Raw genomic sequence first — 21,807 nt, 5'->3', positions numbered from 1 at the left:
ATCGCGCCCAGTAGATGAGACTTCTCACATCTTGCGTCGGGCCCGCGAAACAAGCGAGTCGTCGCGAGCGTGGGCGCCACAGTCCGCTCAGCAGACGCGATCCTCAAAGGAGCCGACCCCGGCCCTAGGCTGGGGGCGTGCTCGATCTGACGGCGCCCACGCCCCCTGACCCGGTCGGCGATCCCACGCCCTGGACCAGGCCGACGGCGTATTGGCCCCGGCTCACGACAGCCACCGCACACCTGCCGGCGCCGGTCGCCGCCCTCGATCTTGGCGCGTTGCGCTACAACGCCCTCGACATGCTCGTGCGTGCAGGCGGCGCCCCGATCCGCGTGGCGAGCAAGTCTGTGCGCGTTCGCGAGGTCATCGACGCGGTGCTACGCCTGCCGGGTTACCGAGGCATCCTGGCGTTCACCCTCGCCGAAGCACTCTGGCTCGCCGAGACGCACGACGACGTCGTGATGGGGTACCCGAGCGCCGACCGTGCGAGCCTTGCTCGACTCGCGTCCGATGACCAGCTGACGTCCCGTGTGACCCTCATGGTCGACGATCCCGCGCAGCTCGATCTGGTCGATGCCGTCGCCCCCGCCGGAAAGCGCCCGCGGATCCGGGTTGCGATCGATGCGGATGCCTCGTGGCGAGCACCCGCGCTCGGGCACATCGGTGTGCGCCGGTCGCCCCTGCACACCGTCGCCGAGGTGCGGGAGTTCGCTCGCACGATCGCGATGCGGCCCGGCTTCGACCTCGTCGGGCTCATGATGTACGAAGCCCAGATCGCCGGGCAGCCCGACCACGACGGCCGCGGCGACGGGGTCATCCGGTGGATGCAGGGTCGGTCGATCGCGGAGTTGCGGGAGCGACGCGGCGCGATCGTCGCCGCGCTCCGCGACATCACACCCCTCGAGTTCGTGAACGGGGGCGGCACGGGATCGCTCGAACTCACGGCCGCCGACGCCGCCGTGACAGAGGTGACCGCGGGCAGCGGGCTCTTCGCCGGCCACCTCTTCGACCGCTACCGCGCGTTCGCACCGGCTCCGGCCCTCGCCTTTGCGTGCGACGTGGTGCGGCGTCCGACGCCCGACATCGCAACGATCCTCGGCGGCGGGTGGATCGCCTCGGGACCGCCGCTCGCCTCCCGTCAGCCGCTGCCCGTCTGGCCGACGGGCCTACGCGCGCTCGACCGCGAGGGTGCGGGTGAGGTGCAGACACCGCTTCAGGGCGAGAGTGCGCGAGCGCTCGCCGTCGGCGACCGGGTGTGGTTGCGACCCTCCAAGAGCGGCGAGCAGTTGGAACGGATCGATGAGGTCCAGCTCGTGGACGGCGACTCGATCGCGCGGGCGCTTCCGACCTATCGCGGCGAAGGGCGAGCGTTCCTGTGACCCGGATCGGCGGCACTTGGCGCAACTGGGCCAGAACCGCGCAGGTGCGGCCGCAACGGGTCGAGCGTCCCGCCGATACCGCCGCCGTCGTCCGCTCGGTGCAGGCTGCGATCGCGCGAGGACTGCGCATCAAGGCGGTCGGCGCCGGCCACAGCTTCACCGGGATCGCTGTTGCGCCAGGCGTTCTGCTCGATCTCGATGAGCTGAGCGGCGTCGTCGAGGTCGATCGCGAGCGGGCGCGCGTTCGCGTCCTCGCGGGCACGCGGCTGCACCAGATGCCACGGCTGCTCGCCCCCTTCGGACTCGCGATGGCGAACCTCGGCGACATCGATCGCCAGTCCATCGCGGGGGCGATCTCGACCGGGACCCACGGCACGGGCCTGCGCTTCGGAGGCATCTCGACCCAGGTCGTCGGGGCAACCCTCGTCACCGGCACGGGCGAGCTGCTCACCGTGAGCGACGACGAGAACGCCGAGATGCTGCCCGCGGTGGCGCTCGGGCTCGGCGCCCTCGGCATCCTGGTCGACGTCACGTTGCAATGCGTGCCCGCGTTCGTGCTGCGCGCGGTCGAGCGTCCCGAACCGGTCGATGATGTGGTGGCGGAGCTGCCCGCCCGCGTCGAGGCATCCGATCACTTCGAGTTCTACTGGTTTCCGCACACCGATGTCGCGCTCACCAAGACCAACACCCGCCTGCCCGAGAGTGCGCCCCGTTCACCGCTGCCGCGCGCCTCGCGTTGGCTGGATGAGACGCTGCTGGCCAACGGTCTTTACCGCGTGACCTGCGGGTCGGCGTCTCTCGTTCCCGCGATGGCACCCCCGATGAACCGGCTCGCGACGCGCCTGACGGGCGATCGCGAGTACACCGATCTATCGACGCGCGTGTTCACGCAAGACCGGACCGTGCGCTTCCGCGAGATGGAGTACGCCGTCCCCCTCGAGAACCTCGCCGCGGCGTTCCGCGACGTGCAGGCCGCGATCGATGCATCCGATCTGCGCGTGTCGTTTCCGATCGAGGTGCGCGCGGCGGCGGCGGACGACCCCTGGATGTCCACAGCCCACGGACGCGCGAGCGGATACATCGCCGTGCACCGCTATTGGCGGGAAGACCCGACGGAGTACTTCGCGGCGATCGAACCGATCATGCTCGCGCACGGCGGGCGGCCGCACTGGGGAAAGATGCACACGCTCGGTGCCGCCGACTTCGCCGAGCGTTACCCGCGCTTCACGGATTTCGTGGCGCTGCGGGACCGACTCGACCCCGACAGGCGCTTCACGAACGTCTACCTGGAACGGGTTTTGGGCGAATAGTTCCCAGGGGTTCGCCGGGATGCGTCGGTAGGATGGGCGAACGTACGACAACTCGCGTCTGACTACCTCGCTTTCTGGAGACACCCATGTGGGAATGGCTCATTCCGGTCCTGATCGTCGTCGCCCTGGTCGCCATCGTCGGCATCTACCTCTGGGCGACGTACAACTCGCTGGTGCAGCTGAACGTGCGCGTCGACGAGGCGTGGAGCGACATCACCGTGCAGCTCAAGAGGCGTGCTGATCTGCTGCCCAACCTGATCGACACGGTCAAGGGGTACGCCGCGCATGAGCGAGGCGTATTCGAGAGCGTCACCCGGGCGCGAGCCGAGACTCTGCAGGCGCAGGGCCCGGCGGACGCAGGAGTCGCCGAGGGGCACATGCAGCAGGCGCTGAAGTCCCTGTTCGCCGTCGCTGAGGCGTACCCGCAACTGCAGGCGAGTCAGAACTTCCTCCAGTTGCAGCAGTCGATCGTCGACACGGAAGACAAGATCCAGGCATCCCGCCGCTTCTACAACGGCGGCGTGCGTGAGCTGAACACCAAGATCAAGATCTTCCCGAACAACCTCTTCGCTCGGAATCTCGGCTTTCAGGAACGCGAGTTCTTCGAGGTCGAGAACGGCGCCGCGATCTCCGAGCCGCCGCGCGTTCAGTTCTGACGTGACAGCCGTCACGGCCTGATCGGGCGGAGAAGCCGTGTACTCCGCGATCGCGCGCAACAAGCGCAACACGTGGTTCATCATGATCGCGTTCGTGCTGATCATCGGCGGGCTGGGACTGCTGGCGGGATGGCTCGCCTCGAACAACTGGTGGATCACCGCGTTCGTCGTGATCGGGGCGGTCGGCTACGCCACGCTGCAGTACTTCATCGCCGACCGCGAGGCACTCGCGCTGGCCGGTGCGGTGGAGATTCAGAAGGCCGACAACCCGCGCCTCTGGAACATGGTCGAGAACCTGTGCATCGCGACCGGTACGCCCATGCCGAAGGTCCATCTCGTGCAGGATGCTGCGCCGAACGCTTTTGCGACGGGTCGGACTCCCGAGCGGGCGGCGATCGCGGTCACGACCGGCCTGCTCGACATCATGACCGATCAGGAGCTCGAGGGAGTGCTCGCGCACGAGCTCGGCCACGTCCGCAACTACGACATCCGGGTCTCGTTGATCGTCTTCGGCCTGGTCGTCGCGATCGGCCTGCTCGCCGATGTCTTCCTGCGGCTGACGCTGTTCGGGGGCGCGCGTCGAGGCGGCAACGGACAGGCCCAGATCGTTTTCCTGATCTTCGGGATCGTTGCCGCCGTGATCGCGCCGCTCCTCGCCGGTGCTGTTCAGGCCGCAATCTCGCGCCAACGCGAATACCTGGCGGATGCGACGGCTGCGCTCACGACGCGCAACCCCGACGGCCTGGCGTCGGCGCTCGCGAAACTTCAGGCACACGCTCAACCGTTGAAGAAGACGAACACCTCGATGGCGCACCTGTGGCTGGCGGATCCGCTGCGACCGAACGCCCTCACACGGCTCTTCTCGACGCATCCGCCGATCCCGGACCGGATCGAACGCCTGCACACCATGGGCGGCAACTTCTGACCGTCACCAGGCCTGCAGGACGAACTCGCCGGCCTCGAAGGTGAAGGCACCTCGGAGCGTCCATGCATCGTCCCGGTACGTGAAAGCAGCGGGTGTGCCCGCGCGGGTCTGACCCGACACCGTCGCCACGTACGAGCCGCCGCTCGCGATGAACCCGCCGGTGGCGTCAAGGGCGAGGATGGGGAGCGTCTCGATCCGAAACACGAAACCGTCGGCGCTCGCCAGATCGGCGCCCCACGGGATGCTGATGCCGCACGACGGCGGGCTCGTCACGGCTGGTGACTCCGCCGACGATGCCGTGCACGCCTCGAGGTAGGCATCCACCGCGGCTTGCGCCGTCACGCTCGCGTCCGGTGCGAGCGCTGCCTCGACGGCGACGTCCGCCGTCGCCCCGGGATCCACGACGACCTCGGCCGTGCCCGTCACGATCCCCGCTGGTGCCGCAACGACGTCGTACGCCGCGGGGAGGGCGAGCAGGGGAGCGGATGCTTCGAGCACGACATCACCGATCGTCACCGCGTCGCCGATCGTCGTCGTCGCCGAGATGGTTCCGAGTGCGTCCGCAGCGGCCAACCACTGCCCGTCCTCCAGCCGCATGGTGAACGTCACCTCGTGGGTGTCGCCCGTGAGCAGGTAGGACGCCGACACCGTGACACTCTCGCCCGTCATCGCCTCCGTGCCCGTGATGCTGGGCTGCGTGAGGTACGCGGTGGCAGCCTCGAAGGTGCCACGTGTCGCCGTGTCCGGCGCCGCGTCGGTGGTCATCGTTGCACGGACGTCGTCCGCGTCCCCTGAGGCGAGCGCGTCGAGGTACCGCTGTGCGCCGGCCTCCGGCGAATCCGAGCGGGCCGTGAACCACACGACGAGAGCGATCCCCGCGCCGATCACGACGAGCACCGCCGCCGTGATCGCAATGATCAACCCGCGACCCAGGCGTTGTCGGGGGCTCACGGGTCTGATCCCTGCTCGAGGGCCGACGAGGCATCCGGCTCATCCGTCTGAGGCTCGTCCGGCGCGAGTGCGATCGATTCCGGGCCCGCCTCGTGCCGGGGTGCTCCGAGCACATCGGCCAATGCGCCCGTCGCATCACCCCAGTTCGCCACCGAGATCCCGTCGAGACCCTGCCATCTCGCCGCGTCGCGCAAGACCTCGGCGACACGGGGAGCGGCATCGGGACGGATCGGACCGTCCTCCCACCATGCCGACTGCACGAGCAACCGTGATCCCGCGCGGTCGGCCTTCAGATCGACGCGCCCCACGAGCTCGTCGTCGAGCAGAATCGGCAAGGAGTAGTAGCCGTAGCGGCGTTGAGGAGCGGGTGTGTAGATCTCGATCCGGTAGTCGAAGCCGAACATCCGCTGCGCCCGATCACGGAACCACACCATGGGATCGAATGGCGTCAGGATGGCCGCCGCGTCGATGCGACGGGGAAGCGCGGCGTCGCGATGGGCCCACGCGGGCAGCGGCTTGCCGCCGCGGTCCCAGCCCTCGACGGTGACCGGCACGAGTTCACCCTCCTCCACCAGCTCGGCCGTCGCGCGCTTGACCGCCTTGCGGTCGCGCAGTCGCCAGTAGTCGTCCAGATCTGCCTCGGTCGCAACGCCGTACGCCGCCGCGGCGCGCACGACGAGCTCGCGGATCGCGTCGGGACGCGCGATCTCGCGCTCGAGCGCTGCCGCAGGAATGACGTCCGCGGCCAGGGCGTAACGGCGCTCGAAGCCGCGGCGCCCCGCCACCGCCACCTCGCCGATGAGCCACAGATACTCGAGCGCCCGTTTGACCCCGTCCCAGTCCCACCATGGTCCGCGACCGCCGCGCCGCGAATCGTGCTCGATCTCGGCGGGCCGCAGGGGGCCGCGTGTACCGAGCTCGGCGCGCACCCACTCCACGATCGGCAGGTTCTCTGCGAACCAGGTCCCCGGCGCCGTGAAACGTGCGCGGTGGTCATCCATCCGGAAGCGGAAGAGCTGCCAGTCGCTTGCCGGAATGAACGCCGCGACATGCGCCCAGAACTCCACGTACGGGGCTCGCCGGGCGAAGAGCAGACGGTCGAGCAGGGCCGTGTCGTACGGACCCAGGCGCGAGAACAGGGGCATGTAGTGCGAGCGCGCATAGACGTTGACCGAGTCGATCTGCAGCGTGTGCATCCGCCCCAGCGTCGCGTTGAGTTGGCGCGTGCCGGGGGTCGCCGGGACGCGGCGCCCGAACCCCTGAGCGGCGAGCGCCATCCGCCGCGCCTCGCGCGCGCTCAGCGACTGTTTCATCGGCGCCAGCCTATCCCCGGCCTACGACATCCCTCTCGGCGCTCGTCGGGCGTCGGAGATCGGGGCAGCGTCGGATCGGTGGAGTGCGTAGCCACCGAGTTTCCGCGGATCTCCGACGCTCACCGATGCGGATGCCGGAGCCCGATACGACTCCTAGACTTGCCGAGTGAACGAAACCCCCGAATCTCCGCGCCGACGACCCGTCGACGTGATTCGGGAGCGCACCGTTTCGAGCGACCTCAGCCCCGCCGTCCCGCGTGGGCTGCGCCTGGCCGCGGCATACACCTGGCGCATGATCGTCATCGCCGCCGCGGTCGCGATTGTCGTGTGGGTCGTCATACAGCTCAAGGTCATCGTCATCCCGCTGTTGATCGCGATCCTTGTCACCGCACTGCTCTGGCCCGCCTTCACCTGGTTGCTGCGCCACGGCGTACCCCGCTGGCTCGCCATCGTGATCTCGCTGGTGGGCACACTCGCGATCGTTTCGGGGCTCATCTGGCTGGTCGTCTGGCAGGTCGGCCTGCAGTGGAGAAGCGTGCAAGATCGCACCGTCGAGGCGATCGAGCAGTTCCGCCAGTACCTCATCGATGGGCCCCTGCACCTGACATCCGGGCAGATCGACGACGCGCTCGCGCAGGCGTGGACGTTCGCCCAGGAGCAGGCGCAGCTGCTGCTCTCGGGCGCGCTCGCGGTCGGCTCCACGCTCGGGCACGTCGCCGTCGGGGCGCTTCTTGCGATCTTCATCCTGCTCTGCACGCTCGCCGACGGCGGCGGAATCTGGCGGTGGACCGTGCGTTTGTTCCCGCGTGCCGCGCGTCAGCCCGTCGACGGTGCCGCACGCGCGGGCTGGGTCACGGTCGTCAATTACGCCCGCACGCAGCTGCTCGTCGCCTCCATCGATGCCGTAGGTATCGGGCTGGGTGCAGCACTCCTCGGCGTTCCGCTCGCGATTCCTGTTGCTGTTCTGGTGTTCCTCGGCGCGTTCATCCCCATTGTGGGAGCCGTCGTCACGGGAGCCGTCGCCGTCTTCCTGGCGCTGGTCTACAACGGCCCGTTCATCGCCGTGCTGATGTTGATCGTCGTGCTGGGCGTGCAGCAACTCGAGGGCCACGTCCTGCAGCCGATCCTCATGGGCGCGGCGGTCAAGGTGCACCCGCTCGGCGTTGTGCTCGTGGTCGCCGGCGGCGCGCTGGTCGGAGGCATTCCCGGGGCGCTTTTCGCCGTGCCGCTCGCCGCGTTCGTCAATGTCTTCGCCGTGTACATCGGGTCCCGAGGGTGGGAGAGACCGGATAGCGCGGTGGCCGGCGAACTGATTTGGAGTACCGTGCCACGAACGAGGAACACGCGACCCAGAACTCGTCCGACTACCCGACCCGAGGGGACCCAGGCATGACCTCCGTCGAACCACGCGAGCTGACCATGCCGCTGCTCTCGGAATACGAAGATGCCGCCGAGGGGCTACGGGGCGTCGTCAGCCACACCCCGCTCGAGTACTCGCAGCACCTCAGCGAGGTCCTCGGGGTTCCGGTTCACCTCAAGCTCGAGAACCTGCAGCGCACCGGCTCCTTCAAGATCCGCGGTGCCGCCTACCGGCTGTCCCGCCTCACGCCCGAGGAGCGTACCCGCGGTGTCGTCGCCGCGTCTGCCGGCAACCACGCGCAGGGCGTCGCGCTCGCCGCCCAGGCCCTCGGCATCCCGGCCACGATCTTCATGCCACTCGGCGTCCCCGTGCCCAAACTGCTCGCGACGCGCGGGTACGGAGCCGATGTGATCCTCGAGGGCCCGACCGTCGATACGTCGTTGCGACTTGCGGCGGAGTTCGCCGAGCGCACGGGCGCCGTCCTCATCCCGCCGTTCAATCACCGGGACATCATCGTCGGCCAGGGCACGCTCGGGCTCGAGATCGTCCAGGACATGCCCGACGTCGACACGATCCTGCTCGCCGTCGGCGGGGGAGGCCTCATCGCCGGTGTCGCCGGCGCCGTCAAAGCGATGGCAGCGGCTGCCGGCCGCACCGTGCGGATCATCGGGGTGCAGGCCGAGAACTCGGCCCCGTACCCGGAGTCCCTGCGGGCCGGCTATCCGATCGAGGTCGTGACGCGCCCGACGATCGCCGATGGCATCCTGGTCAGCCGCCCAGGCGACATCCCGTTCGCGATGATCCAGGAACTCGTCGATGACGTCGTGACGGTGACGGATGACGACATCGCCCGCGCGATGCTCGTGCTGCTCGAGCGGGCCAAGGTCGTCGTCGAGCCGGCCGGCGCCGTCGGTGTCGCCGCGATCCTCGCGGGCAAGGTCGAGGCGCACGGACCGACCGTCGCGGTCTTGTCGGGGGGCAACATCGACCCCCTGCTGCTCCAGCGGGTCGTCGCACACGGGCTCGCGGCATCCGGACGCTACATGAGCATGCGGATTCCTCTACCCGACCGTCCGGGACAGCTGTCGCGCGTGTCGGACCTGATCGCACAGGCGGGCGCCAACGTCATCGAGGTTCTGCACACGCGCCACGGCCAGGGGCTTCAGATCAGCGAAGTTGTGCTGCAGATCAGCGTCGAGACGCGGGGCGAAGAGCACAAGGCGCTGACCTTGCAGACATTGAAGGATGCGGGTTTCCACCCGGTCGTCGTCCCCGACTGATCACCCCTACTGGCCGGTGTAGGTCTCGACCTTGATGATCTCGACGGCCATCTCGCGGCCGTTCGGCGTCGCGTAGCTCGTCGTGTCGCCCTCGTTCTTGCCGAGGATCGCGGCGCCGATGGGGCTCGCCTCGCTGTAGACGTCGAGCGACGAGTCCGAGGCAAGCTCGCGGTTGGCGAGGAGGAAGCGCAGTTCACGCCCGGCGACCTTTGCCGTCACGACGGTTCCCGGCACGACCTTGCCTGTCGAGGTCGGGGCATCGCCGACGACCGCGGTCTTCAGCAGCTGCTGCAGGTTGCGGATGCGCGCCTCGATGCGTCCCTGCTCGTCCTTGGCGGCATGGTATCCGCCGTTCTCTTTCAGGTCGCCCTCTTCGCGGGCAACCTCGATGCGCTTGGCGATCTCTTCGCGGCCGTCCGTCGCGAGCGTCTCGAGTTCTGCCGCGAGGCGGTCGTAGGCGTCCTGCGTGAGGAAGGTCACGGGTGCGTCAGTAGACACGGCGTTCTCCTTCTGTGGTTCGTGTTCATGCGGCGGTGTGAGGGGTCAGGGCGACTCGTCGCCCATATGCCGAACGCCCCGGCATCGAGCCGGGGCGCACACTGTGATCCGGTCAGCCTAGGGGAGCCAGCAGGAGTTCACCAAACCGGTCGTGGCGAGGCTGACGGTCGGAACGGATACCTCGTAAGCCCGCGTCTCCTCGCCGCTCGGGGGGTACACGACGACCTTCCACCCGACGATTCCGAAGTCCTCGTCGAGGGCTTCGATCGCACACGCGACCTCGCGATCCGCGTGACCGGTGACCTGGAAGGTCACCGTCGCGGTGTGCTGATCGACGAGCGAGAATCCCAGGACATCCGCGTCGACATCCGATGCCGCCGTCGACACCGTCGACCACGCGAGCGCGCCCGTCGCAGCGACGGCGAGCACCCCTACCGTGATCCAGGCGAGCAACCGACGCCGACCGCTCCGGCCGCGACCGTACCGCTCGTCGAGACGGGCTTGGATGGTCATCGTCTGGCCCCTTCTGTGCCGGCTCGGCGACTGGCTCATGGACTGGTTAGGCTGGTGATACCAGGCTATGCGTTGCCGGGTGCCGCCCGTGCCATCTCGGGATCGGTCGCCGTGCGGAAGGACCCCATGCTCGCGTTCTCGTGGATCGTCTCGATCGCTACGCCCTCACCGACACCGGTCGTCGAGCCGGATCCCGAGCTCGTCACGCCCGGATTCCTCGGGTTCGCGATCGTCGCCGTCCTGGTCGTCGCCGTTGTGCTCCTGGTGTGGGATATGCAGCGTCGCATCCGTCGCGCCCGCTACCGTGCCGAGATCGACGCGGAACTCGATGCCGAGCAGCAGGCGGGCGCGGCCGTCGAAGCGCCGGACACGGACGACCAGTTCGTCGATGCCGCAGACGACGAGCAGAATCGCGCCGACGGGGACGTCCCGCCCCGCGTGTGAGTGCCGGCTGCCGAAGTCGCGTCAGCCGTAGACGGGGTGCAGCGCGATGATCAGCGCCGCGGTCCAGTGGCAGAGGAACGCGAGCACCGTGCACACGTGGAAGATCTCGTGGAACCCGAAGTGCCCCGGCCACGGGTTGGGCCGCTTGAGCGCGTAGACGACGGCTCCGGCCGTGTAGAGCAGCCCGCCGACGAGCACCAGCGTCATCATGATCGCGTTGGCCGCGAAGAGGTCGCCGATGTACATGACCGCGGCCCAGCCCAGCACGAGATAGAGCGCGACGTAGAGCCAGCGAGGCGCGCCGACCCAGAACACGCGGAACAGGATGCCGAGAAGCGCCCCACCCCATACCAGCGACAGCAGCAGCGTCGCCTTCTCGGGGGGAAGCGCGAGCACGGCGATCGGTGTGTAGGTTCCGGCGATGAGAAGGAAGATGTTGGCGTGGTCGATCCGCTTCAGCACCGCTTTCGCGCGGGGGCTCCAGTCGAAGCGGTGATACAGCGCCGAGGTGCCGAACAACAGCATCGACGTGGCGAGGAAGATCGCCGACGCCCACTTGGCGGCCGTGCCGTCGGCGAGGACGATCAGGACGATGCCCGCGACGATCGCGATGGGGAAGGTGGCCGCGTGGATCCAGCCGCGCCACGTGGGTCGGATGTCGACGTGCGCGTCGACGGCGGCGGCCTCCATCAGGGGGAGCGACGGGACCTCGGGGGAGTGGGAACGCGGGCGACGGCTCACGCATCCAGCGTAAGCGTTACCGTAGGGGGGTGAGCACGGGCGGGTCGAACCAGGGGCGAGGGCCGCTGTACCGTCTCTACACCGGGCGGCTGCGCCGGAGTCTGCGCGATGACCCCGTCCCGCACCACCTCGCGATGATGATCGACGGAAACCGTCGGTGGGCCCGTCAGCTGGGCTATGAGTCGGCCGCCCACGGGCACCGTGCGGGCGCGGCGAAGATGCGCGAGTTCCTGACCTGGTGCGACGACGTCGGAGTGCGCGTGGTGTCGTTGTACCTGCTCTCGCACGACAACCTGGCCAAGCGCGAGTCGCGTGAACTCGCGGACCTGCTCGACATCATCGCCGAGCTCGCGGATGAGCTCTCACGCGAACGCGACTGGCGCGTGCAACACGTGGGGCGCTCCGAGAACCTGCCACCGGACCTTGCCCGTGTGCTGCACGAGGCGAGCGAGCGCACCCGTGGGAACACGGGGATGCACGTCAACCTCGCCGTCGGATACGGCGGCCGCAGCGAGATCGTGGATGCCGTGCGGAGCATCATCGCCAAACACGATCAGGGCGGTGGCTCCCTGGAGGAGCTGGCCGCCAGCCTCACACCGGAGCAGATCGGCGAGCACCTGTACACCGGCGGCCAGCCCGACCCGGACCTCGTGATCCGCACTTCGGGCGAGCAGCGCCTCAGTGACTTCCTGCTCTGGCAGAGCGCTCACAGCGAGTTCTATTTCGTCGAGGCCCTGGGGCCCGATCTACGCGAGGTCGACTTCTTGCGCGCGATCCGCGACTACGCGCGCAGAGAGCGCCGATTCGGTAGCTGACCTGCGTCGCTGTCGGCGTGGCAGAATAGGCCGGTGGCAACCATCGAGGATTACGCAGCGTCGTTCGACCTCGAGCCCGGCTACTTCGACTGGGCGTCGTTCGGCCCGTTGTCGCCCGGGGTTCGGCAAGAGAACACCGCCGACCTCGAACTGCTCGCGACGGGCCGCCGATCGAGCATCGACAACGTCGTTGAGCACGCGGCATCCGCTCGCTCGCTGGTCGCCGAGTTGCTGGGTGGCAACGTAGACAACGTCACCCTGCAACCGTCCACGACGCATGGCATCATGCAGGCGGTCTTCGGCGTCACGGGAGGTCTGCTGGTCTCGCGAGGCGAGTACCCGAGCCTGACGGTCGCCGCGACCCGCGCCCACGAGGCCCTGCACGTCGTCGAACCGCAGTGGATCGATCCGCCCGCGGGCTATGTCACACCCGAGGTCGTGCGCGACACGATCACCTCCTCCACGGCGGCGGTCGCGGTGAGCCTCGTCGATTTCCGGACGGGCTACCGGGCCGACCTCGCCGGGATCCGCGACGTGATCGGCGATCGCCTGCTGATCGTCGACGCCGTGCAGGGGTTCGGCATGGTCTCCGCGGACTACCAGGCGGCGGACGTCGTCTGCGGCAATGGCTACAAGTGGCTGCGTGCCGGCCGCGGCACGGGCTTCGCCTGGTTCAGCGACCGTGCGCTCGCCGAACTCACGCCGGTCTTCTCGGGTGCGACGGGGACGGATGTCGCCCTCCCGATCGACGACGTGCCGCCCGCGTCGGCCGGAGCCAACGCCTTCACCGTGAGCGTTCCCGACCACATCGCAGCCGCACGTCTTTCCGCGTCGCTGCGAGAGGTGCTGGACACCGGCGTCGAGCAGATCGAAGAGGCGCTGGCCGCCCGCACCCGCGAGGTCCTGTTCTTGACGGAGCGCTACGACATCCCCACTCTCACACCTCGCGAAGCGGTGCACCGTGCCGGAATCGTCACGCTCGCGCCGCCCGCACAGGATGTCGCAGCTCTGGCAGCCTCGCTCGCGAACCACGGTGTCACGTGCACGACGCGCAGCGGTGCCGTACGCATCGCGCCGCACGTGGGCACCGCGGCCGACAGCATGGTCATGCTCGGCGACGCGCTCGCTGATTTCGCACACGCTCGCACCTGGTAGCCGCGCGGAATTAACGCAGGCGTAACCTCCGGCGGGGCGTGTCGATTCGCAACCGAGAGAGGCGCGGTCGTACGTTCATCTCATCGGGCAAGTAGCCCGGTCGAGTCGGCCACCAGAGTGCGACTCGCTACCTCACGGTGGTCGACTTTGCGGATGCCGGGTACAAACCCGGGTCGGGAGCAGGTTGTGACTACAGGGGCAGCACGCCAGCAGGACACGCTTTCCAGCAGCGCGGCAATCACGCATGACACGGGCTACGAGCGTGACGACTCGATCGAGTCGGATTCCGCTCTGCGCACGTATGTGCTTGATACATCCGTCCTGCTGTCCGATCCACGGGCGTACTTCCGATTCGCCGAACACAACGTCGTGATCCCCGTCGTCGTCATCACCGAGCTCGAGGGAAAGCGGCACGATCCCGAGATCGGATACTTCGCCCGTCAAGCTCTCCGTCACCTCGACGAACTTCGTATCGAGCACGGACGCCTCGATTTCCCGGTGCCGGTCGGCGCGGACGGCACGCTGCGCGTCGAGCTCAACAACACCGACCCGAGCGTCCTGCCCTCGGGCATGCGGCTCGCCGACAACGACAGCCGCATCCTTGCCATCGCGATGCATCTCGCGCAGGACGGCCAGCACGTCACGGTCGTCTCGAAGGACCTGCCCATGCGTGTCAAGGCGGCATCGCTCGGCATCCAGGCCGAGGAGTACCTCGCGGAGCAGGCCGTGGACTCGGGCTGGACGGGGATCGCCTCGATCGACCTCTCGGGCGATGAACTGAGCGACCTCTACGAGAGCGAGGTCGGCAGCCACGAGACCGTCACCGGGTTGCCGGTCAACACCGGCCTGATCATCCACTCCGAACGCGGGTCGGCGCTCGGGCGAATGACCGGACCGTCCGAGTTCCGTCTCGTCCGCGGTGACCGTGAGGTCTTCGGCCTGCACGGACGCTCGGCCGAGCAGCGGATCGCGATCGACCTGCTGCTGGATCCCGAGGTGGGCATCGTCTCGCTCGGAGGCCGGGCGGGCACCGGAAAGTCGGCGCTGGCCCTGTGCGCGGGTCTCGAATCGGTGCTCGAGCGGCAGCAGCAGAAGAAGATCATCGTCTTCCGTCCGCTGTTCGCCGTCGGCGGGCAGGAGCTGGGCTACCTGCCGGGCGACCAGGCGGAGAAGATGAACCCGTGGGGCCAGGCGGTCTTCGACACCCTGGGTTCGGTCGTGTCGGGCAACGTCCTGGAAGAGGTGGTCGAGCGCGGGCTACTCGAGGTCATGCCCCTGACCCACATCCGCGGGCGTTCGTTGCATGACGCGTTCGTGATCGTGGACGAGGCGCAGTCCCTGGAACGCAACGTCCTGCTGACGGTGCTCAGCCGCATGGGCCAGAACTCGCGGGTGGTCCTGACGCACGATGTCGGGCAGCGCGACAATCTCCGCGTCGGTCGCCACGACGGTGTCGCCTCGGTCATCGAGACGCTCAAGGGGCACGGGCTGTTCGGGCACGTCACGCTGTCGAGGTCCGAGCGCTCAGAGATCGCAGCGCTTGTGACGGACCTTCTCGAGGCGGGCGAACTGGCCTGACGGGACCGAGCCTGATGTGACGGGGCGGGGAAGGCAGATGTATTCAAGGCAATGAGAGAACTCTCATCGCCTTCCCCGCCTCCTCTCATTCCCGCTTGTCATATTTGTGGAAGAGAAATCTGAATATGCCCGCGAGAGCGGGACGATGATCCGCCGAAGATCCCCCCAGTTCGTGGCTGATCATTGGAATGCCAGCCAAACCCCATCCCGAGGGGTGCGGCTGACGAACGAGGCGCACGTCCCCCAGATATCGCGCCTCAGCCCCCGGTGCACCCCCCAGCGCCGGGGGCTTCATCGTTTCCGGGGACGGATTCTCGGGTCATCGATGTGCCCGGTTGGACGACGGGTTGGGCGGGATTCGGACGCGGATGTGCGGTGACCGGGGGCCGCGGCCTCACTCCCAGCGGTAGCCGGCCCCGCGTACGGTTGCGATGTGCTCCGGGCCGAACTTGCTACGCAGATACCGCACATACACGTCGACGACGTTGGAGCCCGGATCGAAGTCCAGTCCCCACACGCGGCTGAGGAGCTGCTCGCGGCTGAGGACCTGGCCCGGGTGCCGCAGGAACTGCTCGGCGAGCGCGAACTCGCGGGCGGACAGGTCGAATTCCCGCCCTCCGGCCCGCGCGCGGCGTGTGAGTGGGTCAAGGCTGATGTCGCCGTGCACGACGCCGATGGAACCGGTGTTGACGCTCTCGCGCAGCCGTGAGCGGACGCGGGCGAGGAGCTCGTCGAACTTGAAGGGCTTGGCGACATAGTCGTTGGCCCCCGCATCCAGACCCTGAACGGTGTCGCGGGTGCTGCTGCGGGCCGTCAGCATCACGACGGGTACGTTCGCCCCTTGGCCGCGCAGATGACGGAGGACCTCGAACCCGTCCATACCGGGAAGTCCGACGTCGAGCAGGACGAGGTCTACATCGCCGCCGAGGGCGAATTCGAGCGCCGAATCACCGCTCTCGACGATGGTCGTCGTGTAGCCGGCGGACTCGAGCCCGCGGCTGACGAATGCGGAAATGCGCGGTTCGTCCTCCGCGATCAGAATGTGCGTCACCCCGTTGCCTCCCTCTGCAACACCACGTCCCCAGCGCGTACGGGGGACGGCAGCAGTTCGCTGCGTCCCTGCGTGATCGGCAGGGTGATCGTGAAAGTCGCGCCGCCCCCATCGGTGTCAGTAACGGCGCACGTCCCCAGATGTGCCTTCGCGATCGCATCGACGATCGCGAGGCCCAACCCCGATCCCCCCACTGTACGGTGATCTGCGCGCGCGAAGCGATGAAAGATCCTGCGTCGTGCCGCGGGAGGGATGCCGGGGCCATGATCCCGCACCCACAGGTGCACCGAATCGATGTCCAGCGTGCTGCCGATTTCGATCGGGGAGCCCTGCGGCGTGTACTTCGCGGCGTTGTCCGCGAGCTGGAGCCACGCCTGCAGGAGGCGATCGTAGTCGCCCTCTATGACGCCCCGCGCGATGCCGGCGACGCTCCAGCTGTGTCCGGGGAATCCCCCCACGAGGTCACCCATTCGCTCCGTCAGCTCGCGAACGTCGACCAGAGAGATCTCGAACTGGTCGCCCTCGGCCGACGAGAGCAGGTCGATGTCTTCGACCAGGCGTGTCATGCGATCGAGCTCGGCAATCCCGATGTCACGGGTGCTCGCGACATCGGCGGGGTTCGCGACATCCATCATCTCGAGGTGTCCGCGCACGATCGTGATCGGCGTCTTGAGCTCGTGCCGCACGTCGTCGAGCAGCTGGCGTTGGTTGTCCATCGACCCCTCGAGCCGGTCCAGCATCGAGTTGACCGTGCGGCTGAGGTCCGAGATGTCGTCGTTGCCGTCGGCGGGGATGCGGGCCCGCAGGTCGGTCGGCGTGATGGAATCGGCCGTCTCGCGCATGCGCCGGATGGGGGAGAGGATGCGTCCGGCCACGAACCATCCGACGATTCCGATCGCGGCGAGCGTGGCAAGCGCCGCGGCCGTGTAGGTCAGGAGCGACAGCGTCACCGGCTCGAGTTCGCGTGTGACGTCGACAGCACGGATGTAGACGCCGACGCGGTCATCGCCCGGCACGGGCGTGGGGACGGCGATGTAGCGCAGGTCGGTCGAGTCGATCTTGGTGCTCGCGATGACCGCCTGGTCGGCCGGTCGTGCCTGTTCGACGGCCTCGGCCACGAAGTCGGGGTCGTCGGCGATCTGCTGACTCAGCGCGTTGGCGCTGCGGAATGCGATCCGGCCGTCGATGACAGCGATCGACGCCTCGTTCCGGCCGGGGATGAGGCGCGAAACCGCCGCCCGCAGGTACGCCGACAGATCCGTGAAGTCATCGGGTGTGTCTTGCGTGGCGGCGACCGCACCGCCCTCGACGACGACACGAAGCTCGTCCACCTGGTTGAGCGCGTCGATCTGAGAGATCAGTCGCTCGTCGATGTCGGTGAGCGTCCGATCCCTCTGCGCGAGGAATGTCACGCCACCCACGATCGTGAGACCGAGCGCCGCGACGGCCAGGATGGCGCCGACGATCAGCGCCCTCGCCGGAATCGGCCGCCGCTCGCGTGTCATGCGCTCATTATCCGGCCCCGCGGCGCTCCCGTGTGCACAGGGAGGGAAGCTCTCATCCGGGGTGGGTCATCGAGAGCAGGTCGAGCTTCTCGTCCAGCTGCTCTTCCGTGATCTCGCCGCGGGATACGTAGCCGAGGTCGACGACCGCTTCGCGAACCGTGATGCCCTTCGCGACCGAGTGCTTGGCGATCTTCGCCGCAGCCTCATACCCGATGAGTTTGTTGAGCGGCGTCACGATCGACGGCGACATCCCGGCGAACGCGGCGGCACGGTCGAGGTTAGCCTCGAGGCCGTCGATCGTCTTGTCCGCCAACACGCGCATCGTGTTCGCCAGCAGACGGATGGATTCGAGCAACGCCGTTCCCATGACGGGGATCGCGACGTTCAACTCGAAAGCGCCCGAGGCGCCCGCCCACGCGATCGTGGCGTCGTTGCCGATGACCCGCGCGCACACCATGAGCGTCGCTTCGGGAATCACCGGGTTGACCTTGCCCGGCATGATCGACGATCCGGGCTGCAGGTCGGGGATGTGCAGTTCGCCGAGGCCCGTGTTGGGCCCTGAGCCCATCCAGCGCAGGTCGTTGTTGATCTTCGTCAGCGATACCGCGATCGTGCGGAGCGCTCCGGATGCTTCAACCAGGGCGTCACGGTTGGCCTGTGCTTCGAAGTGGTCGACCGCCTCGGTGATCGGCAGTCCGGTCTCGGTCACCAGAAGCTCCAGGACCTTCTGGGGGAACCCGACGGGCGTGTTGATGCCCGTGCCGACGGCGGTGCCGCCGAGCGGAACCTCGGCGACGTGAGGGACGACGGCCTGCACGCGCTCGATTCCGAGACGGATCTGGCGGGCGTAGCCGCCGAACTCCTGCCCCAGGGTGACCGGCGTGGCATCCATCAGGTGCGTGCGGCCCGACTTGACCGCGCCCTTCCACAGCTCGGCCTTCGCTTCGAGCGCGACGGCCAGGTAATCGAGCGCCGGGATCAGGTCGTTCAGGAGTTCTTGCGTGACGGCGACGTGCACCGACGTCGGGAAGACGTCGTTCGAGGACTGCGAAGCGTTCACGTGATCGTTGGGATGCACGGGCGAGCCGAGGGCGCGGGACGCCAGCGTCGCAAGCACCTCGTTCATGTTCATGTTCGTCGACGTGCCGCTGCCCGTCTGATACACGTCGATGGGGAACTGATCGGCCGCTCCGCCGCCGATGACCTCATCCGCGGCGCCCGCGATGGCGTCCGCGATGGCACCGTCGAGCGTGCCGAGCTGCTTGTTGGCGAGCGCCGCCGCCTTCTTGATCCGCGCGAGAGCGACCAGCTGCGCGGGGTCGAGGCTGTCGCCCGAGATCGGGAAGTTCTCCACCGCTCGCTGGGTCTGGGCGCCATAGAGCGCCGCTGCGGGAACCCGCACCTCGCCCATGGTGTCGTGTTCGATGCGGTACTCGGTGCCGGCTGCGGTATCAGTCACGTCTTCGTTTCCTCCGGGTATCAGGCGGTCGCGTCCATCGCGGCGCCCAGTAGGACATCGGGCACGGCCGTGCCCTCGGCAAGTCGATAGTTGGCCCCGACGATCGCCAGGCGACCCTCGGCGACGGCCTCGCTGATCAGCTCCGACGTGCGCAGCAGTTCGCTGACCGTCGCGCGCAGGTGTTCGCGGCCCACGGCCTCGGTGTCGATCGTCGCGGGTGTGACACCCTCGGCGGCACCGGCGGCGAGAACGCGGCGCGCGGCGGGAACGATCGGGGCGATCTGGCGCCACACCTGGGCGGGAAGGGCGGGGGCGTCCACGCCCGTGCTGTCGATCGCGGCGCGGACGGCACCGCACTCGTCGTGCGCGAGGACGACGATCAGCGGCACCTCGAGCACCGCAACGGCGTATTCGAGACTGCCGACGACCGAATCCGAGATGACCTGGCCCGCGTTTCGCACCACGAACAGGTCCCCGAGGCCCTTGTCGAAGATGATCTCGGCCGCGAGACGTGAGTCCGAGCATCCGAAGAGCGCGGCGCGGGGCTTCTGGGCGGCGGCGGTCTGGTGGCGACGCTCGACATCCTGTCGGGGATGGCGGGGTTCGCCCGCGACGAAACGGGCGTTGCCGCGCAGCATCTCGGCCCAGGCCCGCGCAGGCGTCGGGGTATCGCTCATCGACTGACTCCCTGGAGTTCTTTCACATCGGGTGTAACGACCGTCGCTAGTTCGGCGGCTTGTTCGGGACTCACGGCGCCATACAGCAGCACGTAATCGGGGCCCGCCTGCGTCCCGAGTGCATACGAGATGTTCGCGGCGCGACTCGGATCCGCCGGTTCGAAGACATCCCATTCGACGCCGTCGATCTGCAGCGTGTCAGTGGGTGCGGAACCCGCGAGCGCGGTGCGCGCCCACGCTTCGTCCGTGTTGAAAGCCTGCGCGAACCGGATGAAACCCTCATCGTCGGGCACGTACGCGATCGACCAGGACGATGATCCGCCGTCCGATGACACCTCGGCGATGTTCACGCGCCAGTCCGCCGGAACGGCGGGCACGATGATGCTCCGCCCCAGGCTTTCTGTGGCCTGCTCGGCGATCGGAGCCGGGTCGATGCTCTCACGCTCGGGCAGTTCGCCCCGCGGGACGCCGAAGATGACGATGAAGACGACGACGACCGTGACGATGATCGCCGCAATCAGGTTGCGGAACGTCTGGCTCGATCGGTAGACCCGCGACGATTCCGCCTTGCGGGCCGCGGTCTCGTCGGGCGTTTCGGGGCGACCCAGCTCGGCGACGACACGCTGCCGACTGCTTTCCGGCGTCATCCCGCTTCACCGCCGGCCGCGGGCGCATCGGTCGATGCGGATGCGGCGTCGAGACGCTTTTTCGCGCCCAGCAGCCAGTCCTCGCACCGGCGTGCGAGCGCTTCGCCGCGCTCCCACAGTCGCAGCGATTCTTCGAGCGTCGCCGAGCCTTGCTCGAGGCGGGCGACGACCTGTTGCAGCTCGTCCCGTGCCTGCTCGAAAGAGAGCGCGCTGATATCGGCTCCCTGCTCGGTCATACGTCCATCCTACGGCGCGCGATCACGGCTCTACCTCGCCGAGAGACGTGGCGGCGAACCGCCCCCGGGCGACGGTGACGCGAGCTTCCGCTCCCTGCGGTGCACTCGCCGCGTCCCGGACGATCTCACCGCCGACCTCCACGATCGCGTATCCGCGATCGAGCGTGTGCTGCGGGCTCAGCGCTCGGAGCCCTGCGCGCAGCTCCGCCACGTCCGTCGTGCCGCGGGCGAGCGCCCGGGTTGTCGCCGCGCGCCCCCGGGCGAGGTGCTGCTCGATCGAGGATGCCCGATCGTGCAGCATCCTCTCGGGTTGTCTCAGCACCGGACGCGAGCGCAACTGCTCGAGGTGCACGCTCTCGTGATGCAGCTTCTGGGCGACCCGGGCGGCCAGGCGACCACGGACCTGACGGACGATGGCGAGCTGCTCAGCGACGTCGGGGACGATGCGCTTGGCGGCGTCGGTCGGGGTGGATGCTCGCAGGTCCGCCACGTCGTCGAGCAGCGGTCGATCCGCGTCGTGCCCGATCGCGCTCACTACCGGGGTGCGCGCCTCGGCCACGGCGCGCAACAGGCGCTCGTCGCTGAAGCCCAGGAGGTCCTGGAAGTCGCCGCCCCCGCGCGCGATCACGATCACGTCGACCGCTGGGTCGTCGTCGAGTTTGCGTAGCGCCGCGAGGACGGACGGGACGCACTGATCTCCCTGCACGGTCGCGTGCTCCACGCGGAAGCTCACGTGCGGCCAACGCAGCTCGGCGTTGCGAAGCACGTCCTTCTCGGCATCCGAATTCTTGGCCGTGATGAGTCCGACCAGATGCGGCAAGAACGGCAGGCGGCGTTTGCGGTCGGGGTCGAACAGCCCCTCGGAGCGGAGCTTCGAGCGCAGCCGCTCGAGGTTCTCGAGTAGGTCACCGAGACCGACGTGCCGCGCCGATGAGACGGTGTACGAGAGATCGCCCGATTTGACGCGGTATTCGGGCTTCGCGCAGACGATGATGTGGTCGCCCGGCTTGATGTCTTTCGGCAATCGGTCGCGCACGCGCGACCAGATCGTCAGCGAGATGACCGCATCGCCCTCGAGGTCGCGCAGACGGGCGAAGGTGCCGACGTTCCGGACGTTCCACTCGGTCACCTCCCCCTCGATCCAGGGCGAACCGAGCTTGGCGACATAGTCGCGGACGACCGTGCCGAGCGCCGCTACGGAACACGGCTGATCGGGGCTCGAGTCGCGCGGGTGAACCGTGCCGCCCGGCGGTGCGAATGCCGGACCCGTCCCGCTCAGGGCTGTCGAAGCATCCGTCATCTGGGTCCTCCCGG

Annotated in this window: 22 protein-coding genes; 10 read left to right on the top strand and 12 right to left on the bottom strand. The window is 68.3% G+C overall.

Annotated elements, in window-relative coordinates; genetic code table 11:
• Nucleotides 1-137: 137 nt before the first annotated feature.
• The 4 genes from ACIQ0W_RS05180 (at nt 138) to ACIQ0W_RS05165 (ending at nt 4,270) form a co-directional block, all read left to right on the top strand.
• Complete coding sequence (locus ACIQ0W_RS05180; protein ID WP_396641737.1) at nt 138-1,379, top strand: alanine racemase; 1,242 nt, start codon at nt 138-140, stop codon at nt 1,377-1,379.
• A complete protein-coding gene (locus tag ACIQ0W_RS05175) occupies nt 1,376-2,689 on the top strand; it encodes a D-arabinono-1,4-lactone oxidase (RefSeq protein WP_396641736.1) in 1,314 nt (437 codons plus the stop codon). The genes ACIQ0W_RS05180 and ACIQ0W_RS05175 overlap by 4 nt, the downstream gene beginning before the upstream one ends.
• 86 nt (nt 2,690-2,775) lie before the next feature.
• Entirely contained in the window at nt 2,776-3,345 is a 570-nt protein-coding gene (locus tag ACIQ0W_RS05170; RefSeq protein WP_036301308.1) for a LemA family protein, read from the top strand.
• Nucleotides 3,346-3,382: 37 nt separating this feature from the next.
• On the top strand, nt 3,383-4,270 hold the full coding sequence (locus ACIQ0W_RS05165; protein WP_396641735.1) for a M48 family metallopeptidase: 888 nt from the start codon (nt 3,383-3,385) through the stop codon (nt 4,268-4,270).
• Between the two features lie 3 nt (nt 4,271-4,273).
• Here ACIQ0W_RS05165 and ACIQ0W_RS05160 read toward each other — a convergent pair whose 3' ends face one another.
• Entirely contained in the window at nt 4,274-5,221 is a 948-nt protein-coding gene (locus tag ACIQ0W_RS05160; protein WP_396641734.1) for a hypothetical protein, read from the bottom strand.
• A complete protein-coding gene (locus ACIQ0W_RS05155) occupies nt 5,218-6,534 on the bottom strand; it encodes a winged helix-turn-helix domain-containing protein (protein WP_396641733.1) in 1,317 nt (438 codons plus the stop codon). The genes ACIQ0W_RS05160 and ACIQ0W_RS05155 overlap by 4 nt, the downstream gene beginning before the upstream one ends.
• 166 nt (nt 6,535-6,700) lie before the next feature.
• Between ACIQ0W_RS05155 and ACIQ0W_RS05150 the strand changes: the two genes are divergently transcribed.
• Nucleotides 6,701-7,927 carry an AI-2E family transporter gene (locus ACIQ0W_RS05150; protein ID WP_396641732.1) on the top strand — a complete coding sequence of 409 codons (1,227 nt, stop codon included), beginning with the start codon at nt 6,701-6,703 and terminating at the stop codon, nt 7,925-7,927.
• Nucleotides 7,924-9,174, top strand: a complete 1,251-nt coding sequence (gene ilvA, locus ACIQ0W_RS05145; RefSeq protein WP_396641731.1) for a threonine ammonia-lyase — start codon at nt 7,924-7,926, stop codon at nt 9,172-9,174. Before ACIQ0W_RS05150 ends, ilvA begins: the two co-directional genes overlap by 4 nt.
• Before the next feature lie 6 nt (nt 9,175-9,180).
• Here the strand turns inward: ilvA and greA are convergent, their stop codons facing one another.
• Nucleotides 9,181-9,672 carry a transcription elongation factor GreA gene (gene greA / locus ACIQ0W_RS05140; RefSeq protein WP_036301331.1) on the bottom strand — a complete coding sequence of 164 codons (492 nt, stop codon included), beginning with the start codon at nt 9,670-9,672 and terminating at the stop codon, nt 9,181-9,183.
• Nucleotides 9,673-9,789: 117 nt separating this feature from the next.
• Complete coding sequence (locus tag ACIQ0W_RS05135) at nt 9,790-10,185, bottom strand: DUF4307 domain-containing protein (RefSeq protein ID WP_036301334.1); 396 nt, start codon at nt 10,183-10,185, stop codon at nt 9,790-9,792.
• A 54-nt stretch (nt 10,186-10,239) separates the two neighbouring features.
• On the opposite strand from ACIQ0W_RS05135, the gene ACIQ0W_RS05130 reads away from it, so the two are divergent.
• On the top strand, nt 10,240-10,629 hold the full coding sequence (locus ACIQ0W_RS05130; protein ID WP_396641730.1) for a hypothetical protein: 390 nt from the start codon (nt 10,240-10,242) through the stop codon (nt 10,627-10,629).
• Between the two features lie 21 nt (nt 10,630-10,650).
• Here ACIQ0W_RS05130 and ACIQ0W_RS05125 read toward each other — a convergent pair whose 3' ends face one another.
• Nucleotides 10,651-11,319 (bottom strand): hemolysin III family protein, encoded by a 669-nt coding sequence (locus ACIQ0W_RS05125; protein WP_396641883.1) that lies wholly within the window; start codon nt 11,317-11,319, stop codon nt 10,651-10,653.
• 80 nt (nt 11,320-11,399) lie between these two features.
• Between ACIQ0W_RS05125 and ACIQ0W_RS05120 the strand changes: the two genes are divergently transcribed.
• The 3 genes from ACIQ0W_RS05120 to ACIQ0W_RS05110 all read left to right on the top strand — a co-directional run bounded on the left by ACIQ0W_RS05120 (nt 11,400) and on the right by ACIQ0W_RS05110 (nt 14,918).
• Nucleotides 11,400-12,185 carry an isoprenyl transferase gene (locus ACIQ0W_RS05120; protein ID WP_396641729.1) on the top strand — a complete coding sequence of 262 codons (786 nt, stop codon included), beginning with the start codon at nt 11,400-11,402 and terminating at the stop codon, nt 12,183-12,185.
• Between the two features lie 33 nt (nt 12,186-12,218).
• Complete coding sequence (locus tag ACIQ0W_RS05115; RefSeq protein WP_396641728.1) at nt 12,219-13,340, top strand: aminotransferase class V-fold PLP-dependent enzyme; 1,122 nt, start codon at nt 12,219-12,221, stop codon at nt 13,338-13,340.
• Between the two features lie 186 nt (nt 13,341-13,526).
• Nucleotides 13,527-14,918, top strand: coding sequence for a PhoH family protein (locus ACIQ0W_RS05110; RefSeq protein WP_396641727.1), 1,392 nt, complete (start codon nt 13,527-13,529; stop codon nt 14,916-14,918).
• A 394-nt stretch (nt 14,919-15,312) separates the two neighbouring features.
• Here the strand turns inward: ACIQ0W_RS05110 and ACIQ0W_RS05105 are convergent, their stop codons facing one another.
• Genes ACIQ0W_RS05105 through xseA form a run of 7 tightly spaced genes read right to left on the bottom strand, consistent with a single transcriptional unit; the run spans nt 15,313 to nt 21,793 of the window.
• On the bottom strand, nt 15,313-15,969 hold the full coding sequence (locus ACIQ0W_RS05105) for a response regulator transcription factor (RefSeq protein WP_396641726.1): 657 nt from the start codon (nt 15,967-15,969) through the stop codon (nt 15,313-15,315).
• A complete protein-coding gene (locus ACIQ0W_RS05100; RefSeq protein WP_396641725.1) occupies nt 15,966-17,474 on the bottom strand; it encodes a sensor histidine kinase in 1,509 nt (502 codons plus the stop codon). Before ACIQ0W_RS05100 ends, ACIQ0W_RS05105 begins: the two co-directional genes overlap by 4 nt.
• Before the next feature lie 52 nt (nt 17,475-17,526).
• Nucleotides 17,527-18,933, bottom strand: a complete 1,407-nt coding sequence (locus ACIQ0W_RS05095; protein ID WP_396641724.1) for a class II fumarate hydratase — start codon at nt 18,931-18,933, stop codon at nt 17,527-17,529.
• 20 nt (nt 18,934-18,953) lie between these two features.
• Complete coding sequence (locus ACIQ0W_RS05090; protein ID WP_396641723.1) at nt 18,954-19,610, bottom strand: carbonic anhydrase; 657 nt, start codon at nt 19,608-19,610, stop codon at nt 18,954-18,956.
• Nucleotides 19,607-20,257, bottom strand: coding sequence for a DUF4245 family protein (locus tag ACIQ0W_RS05085; protein WP_396641722.1), 651 nt, complete (start codon nt 20,255-20,257; stop codon nt 19,607-19,609). Before ACIQ0W_RS05085 ends, ACIQ0W_RS05090 begins: the two co-directional genes overlap by 4 nt.
• On the bottom strand, nt 20,254-20,493 hold the full coding sequence (locus tag ACIQ0W_RS05080; protein ID WP_396641721.1) for an exodeoxyribonuclease VII small subunit: 240 nt from the start codon (nt 20,491-20,493) through the stop codon (nt 20,254-20,256). The genes ACIQ0W_RS05085 and ACIQ0W_RS05080 overlap by 4 nt, the downstream gene beginning before the upstream one ends.
• Nucleotides 20,494-20,515: 22 nt before the next feature.
• Nucleotides 20,516-21,793, bottom strand: coding sequence for an exodeoxyribonuclease VII large subunit (xseA, locus tag ACIQ0W_RS05075; protein WP_396641720.1), 1,278 nt, complete (start codon nt 21,791-21,793; stop codon nt 20,516-20,518).
• Between the last annotated feature and the right edge of the window lie 14 nt (nt 21,794-21,807).

Source organism: Microbacterium sp., from assembly GCF_044340635.1.
Classification (GTDB): domain Bacteria; phylum Actinomycetota; class Actinomycetes; order Actinomycetales; family Microbacteriaceae; genus Microbacterium.
Note: the sequence above shows the minus strand (reverse complement) of the source record. Positions and strands in the feature narration are given on the sequence as shown.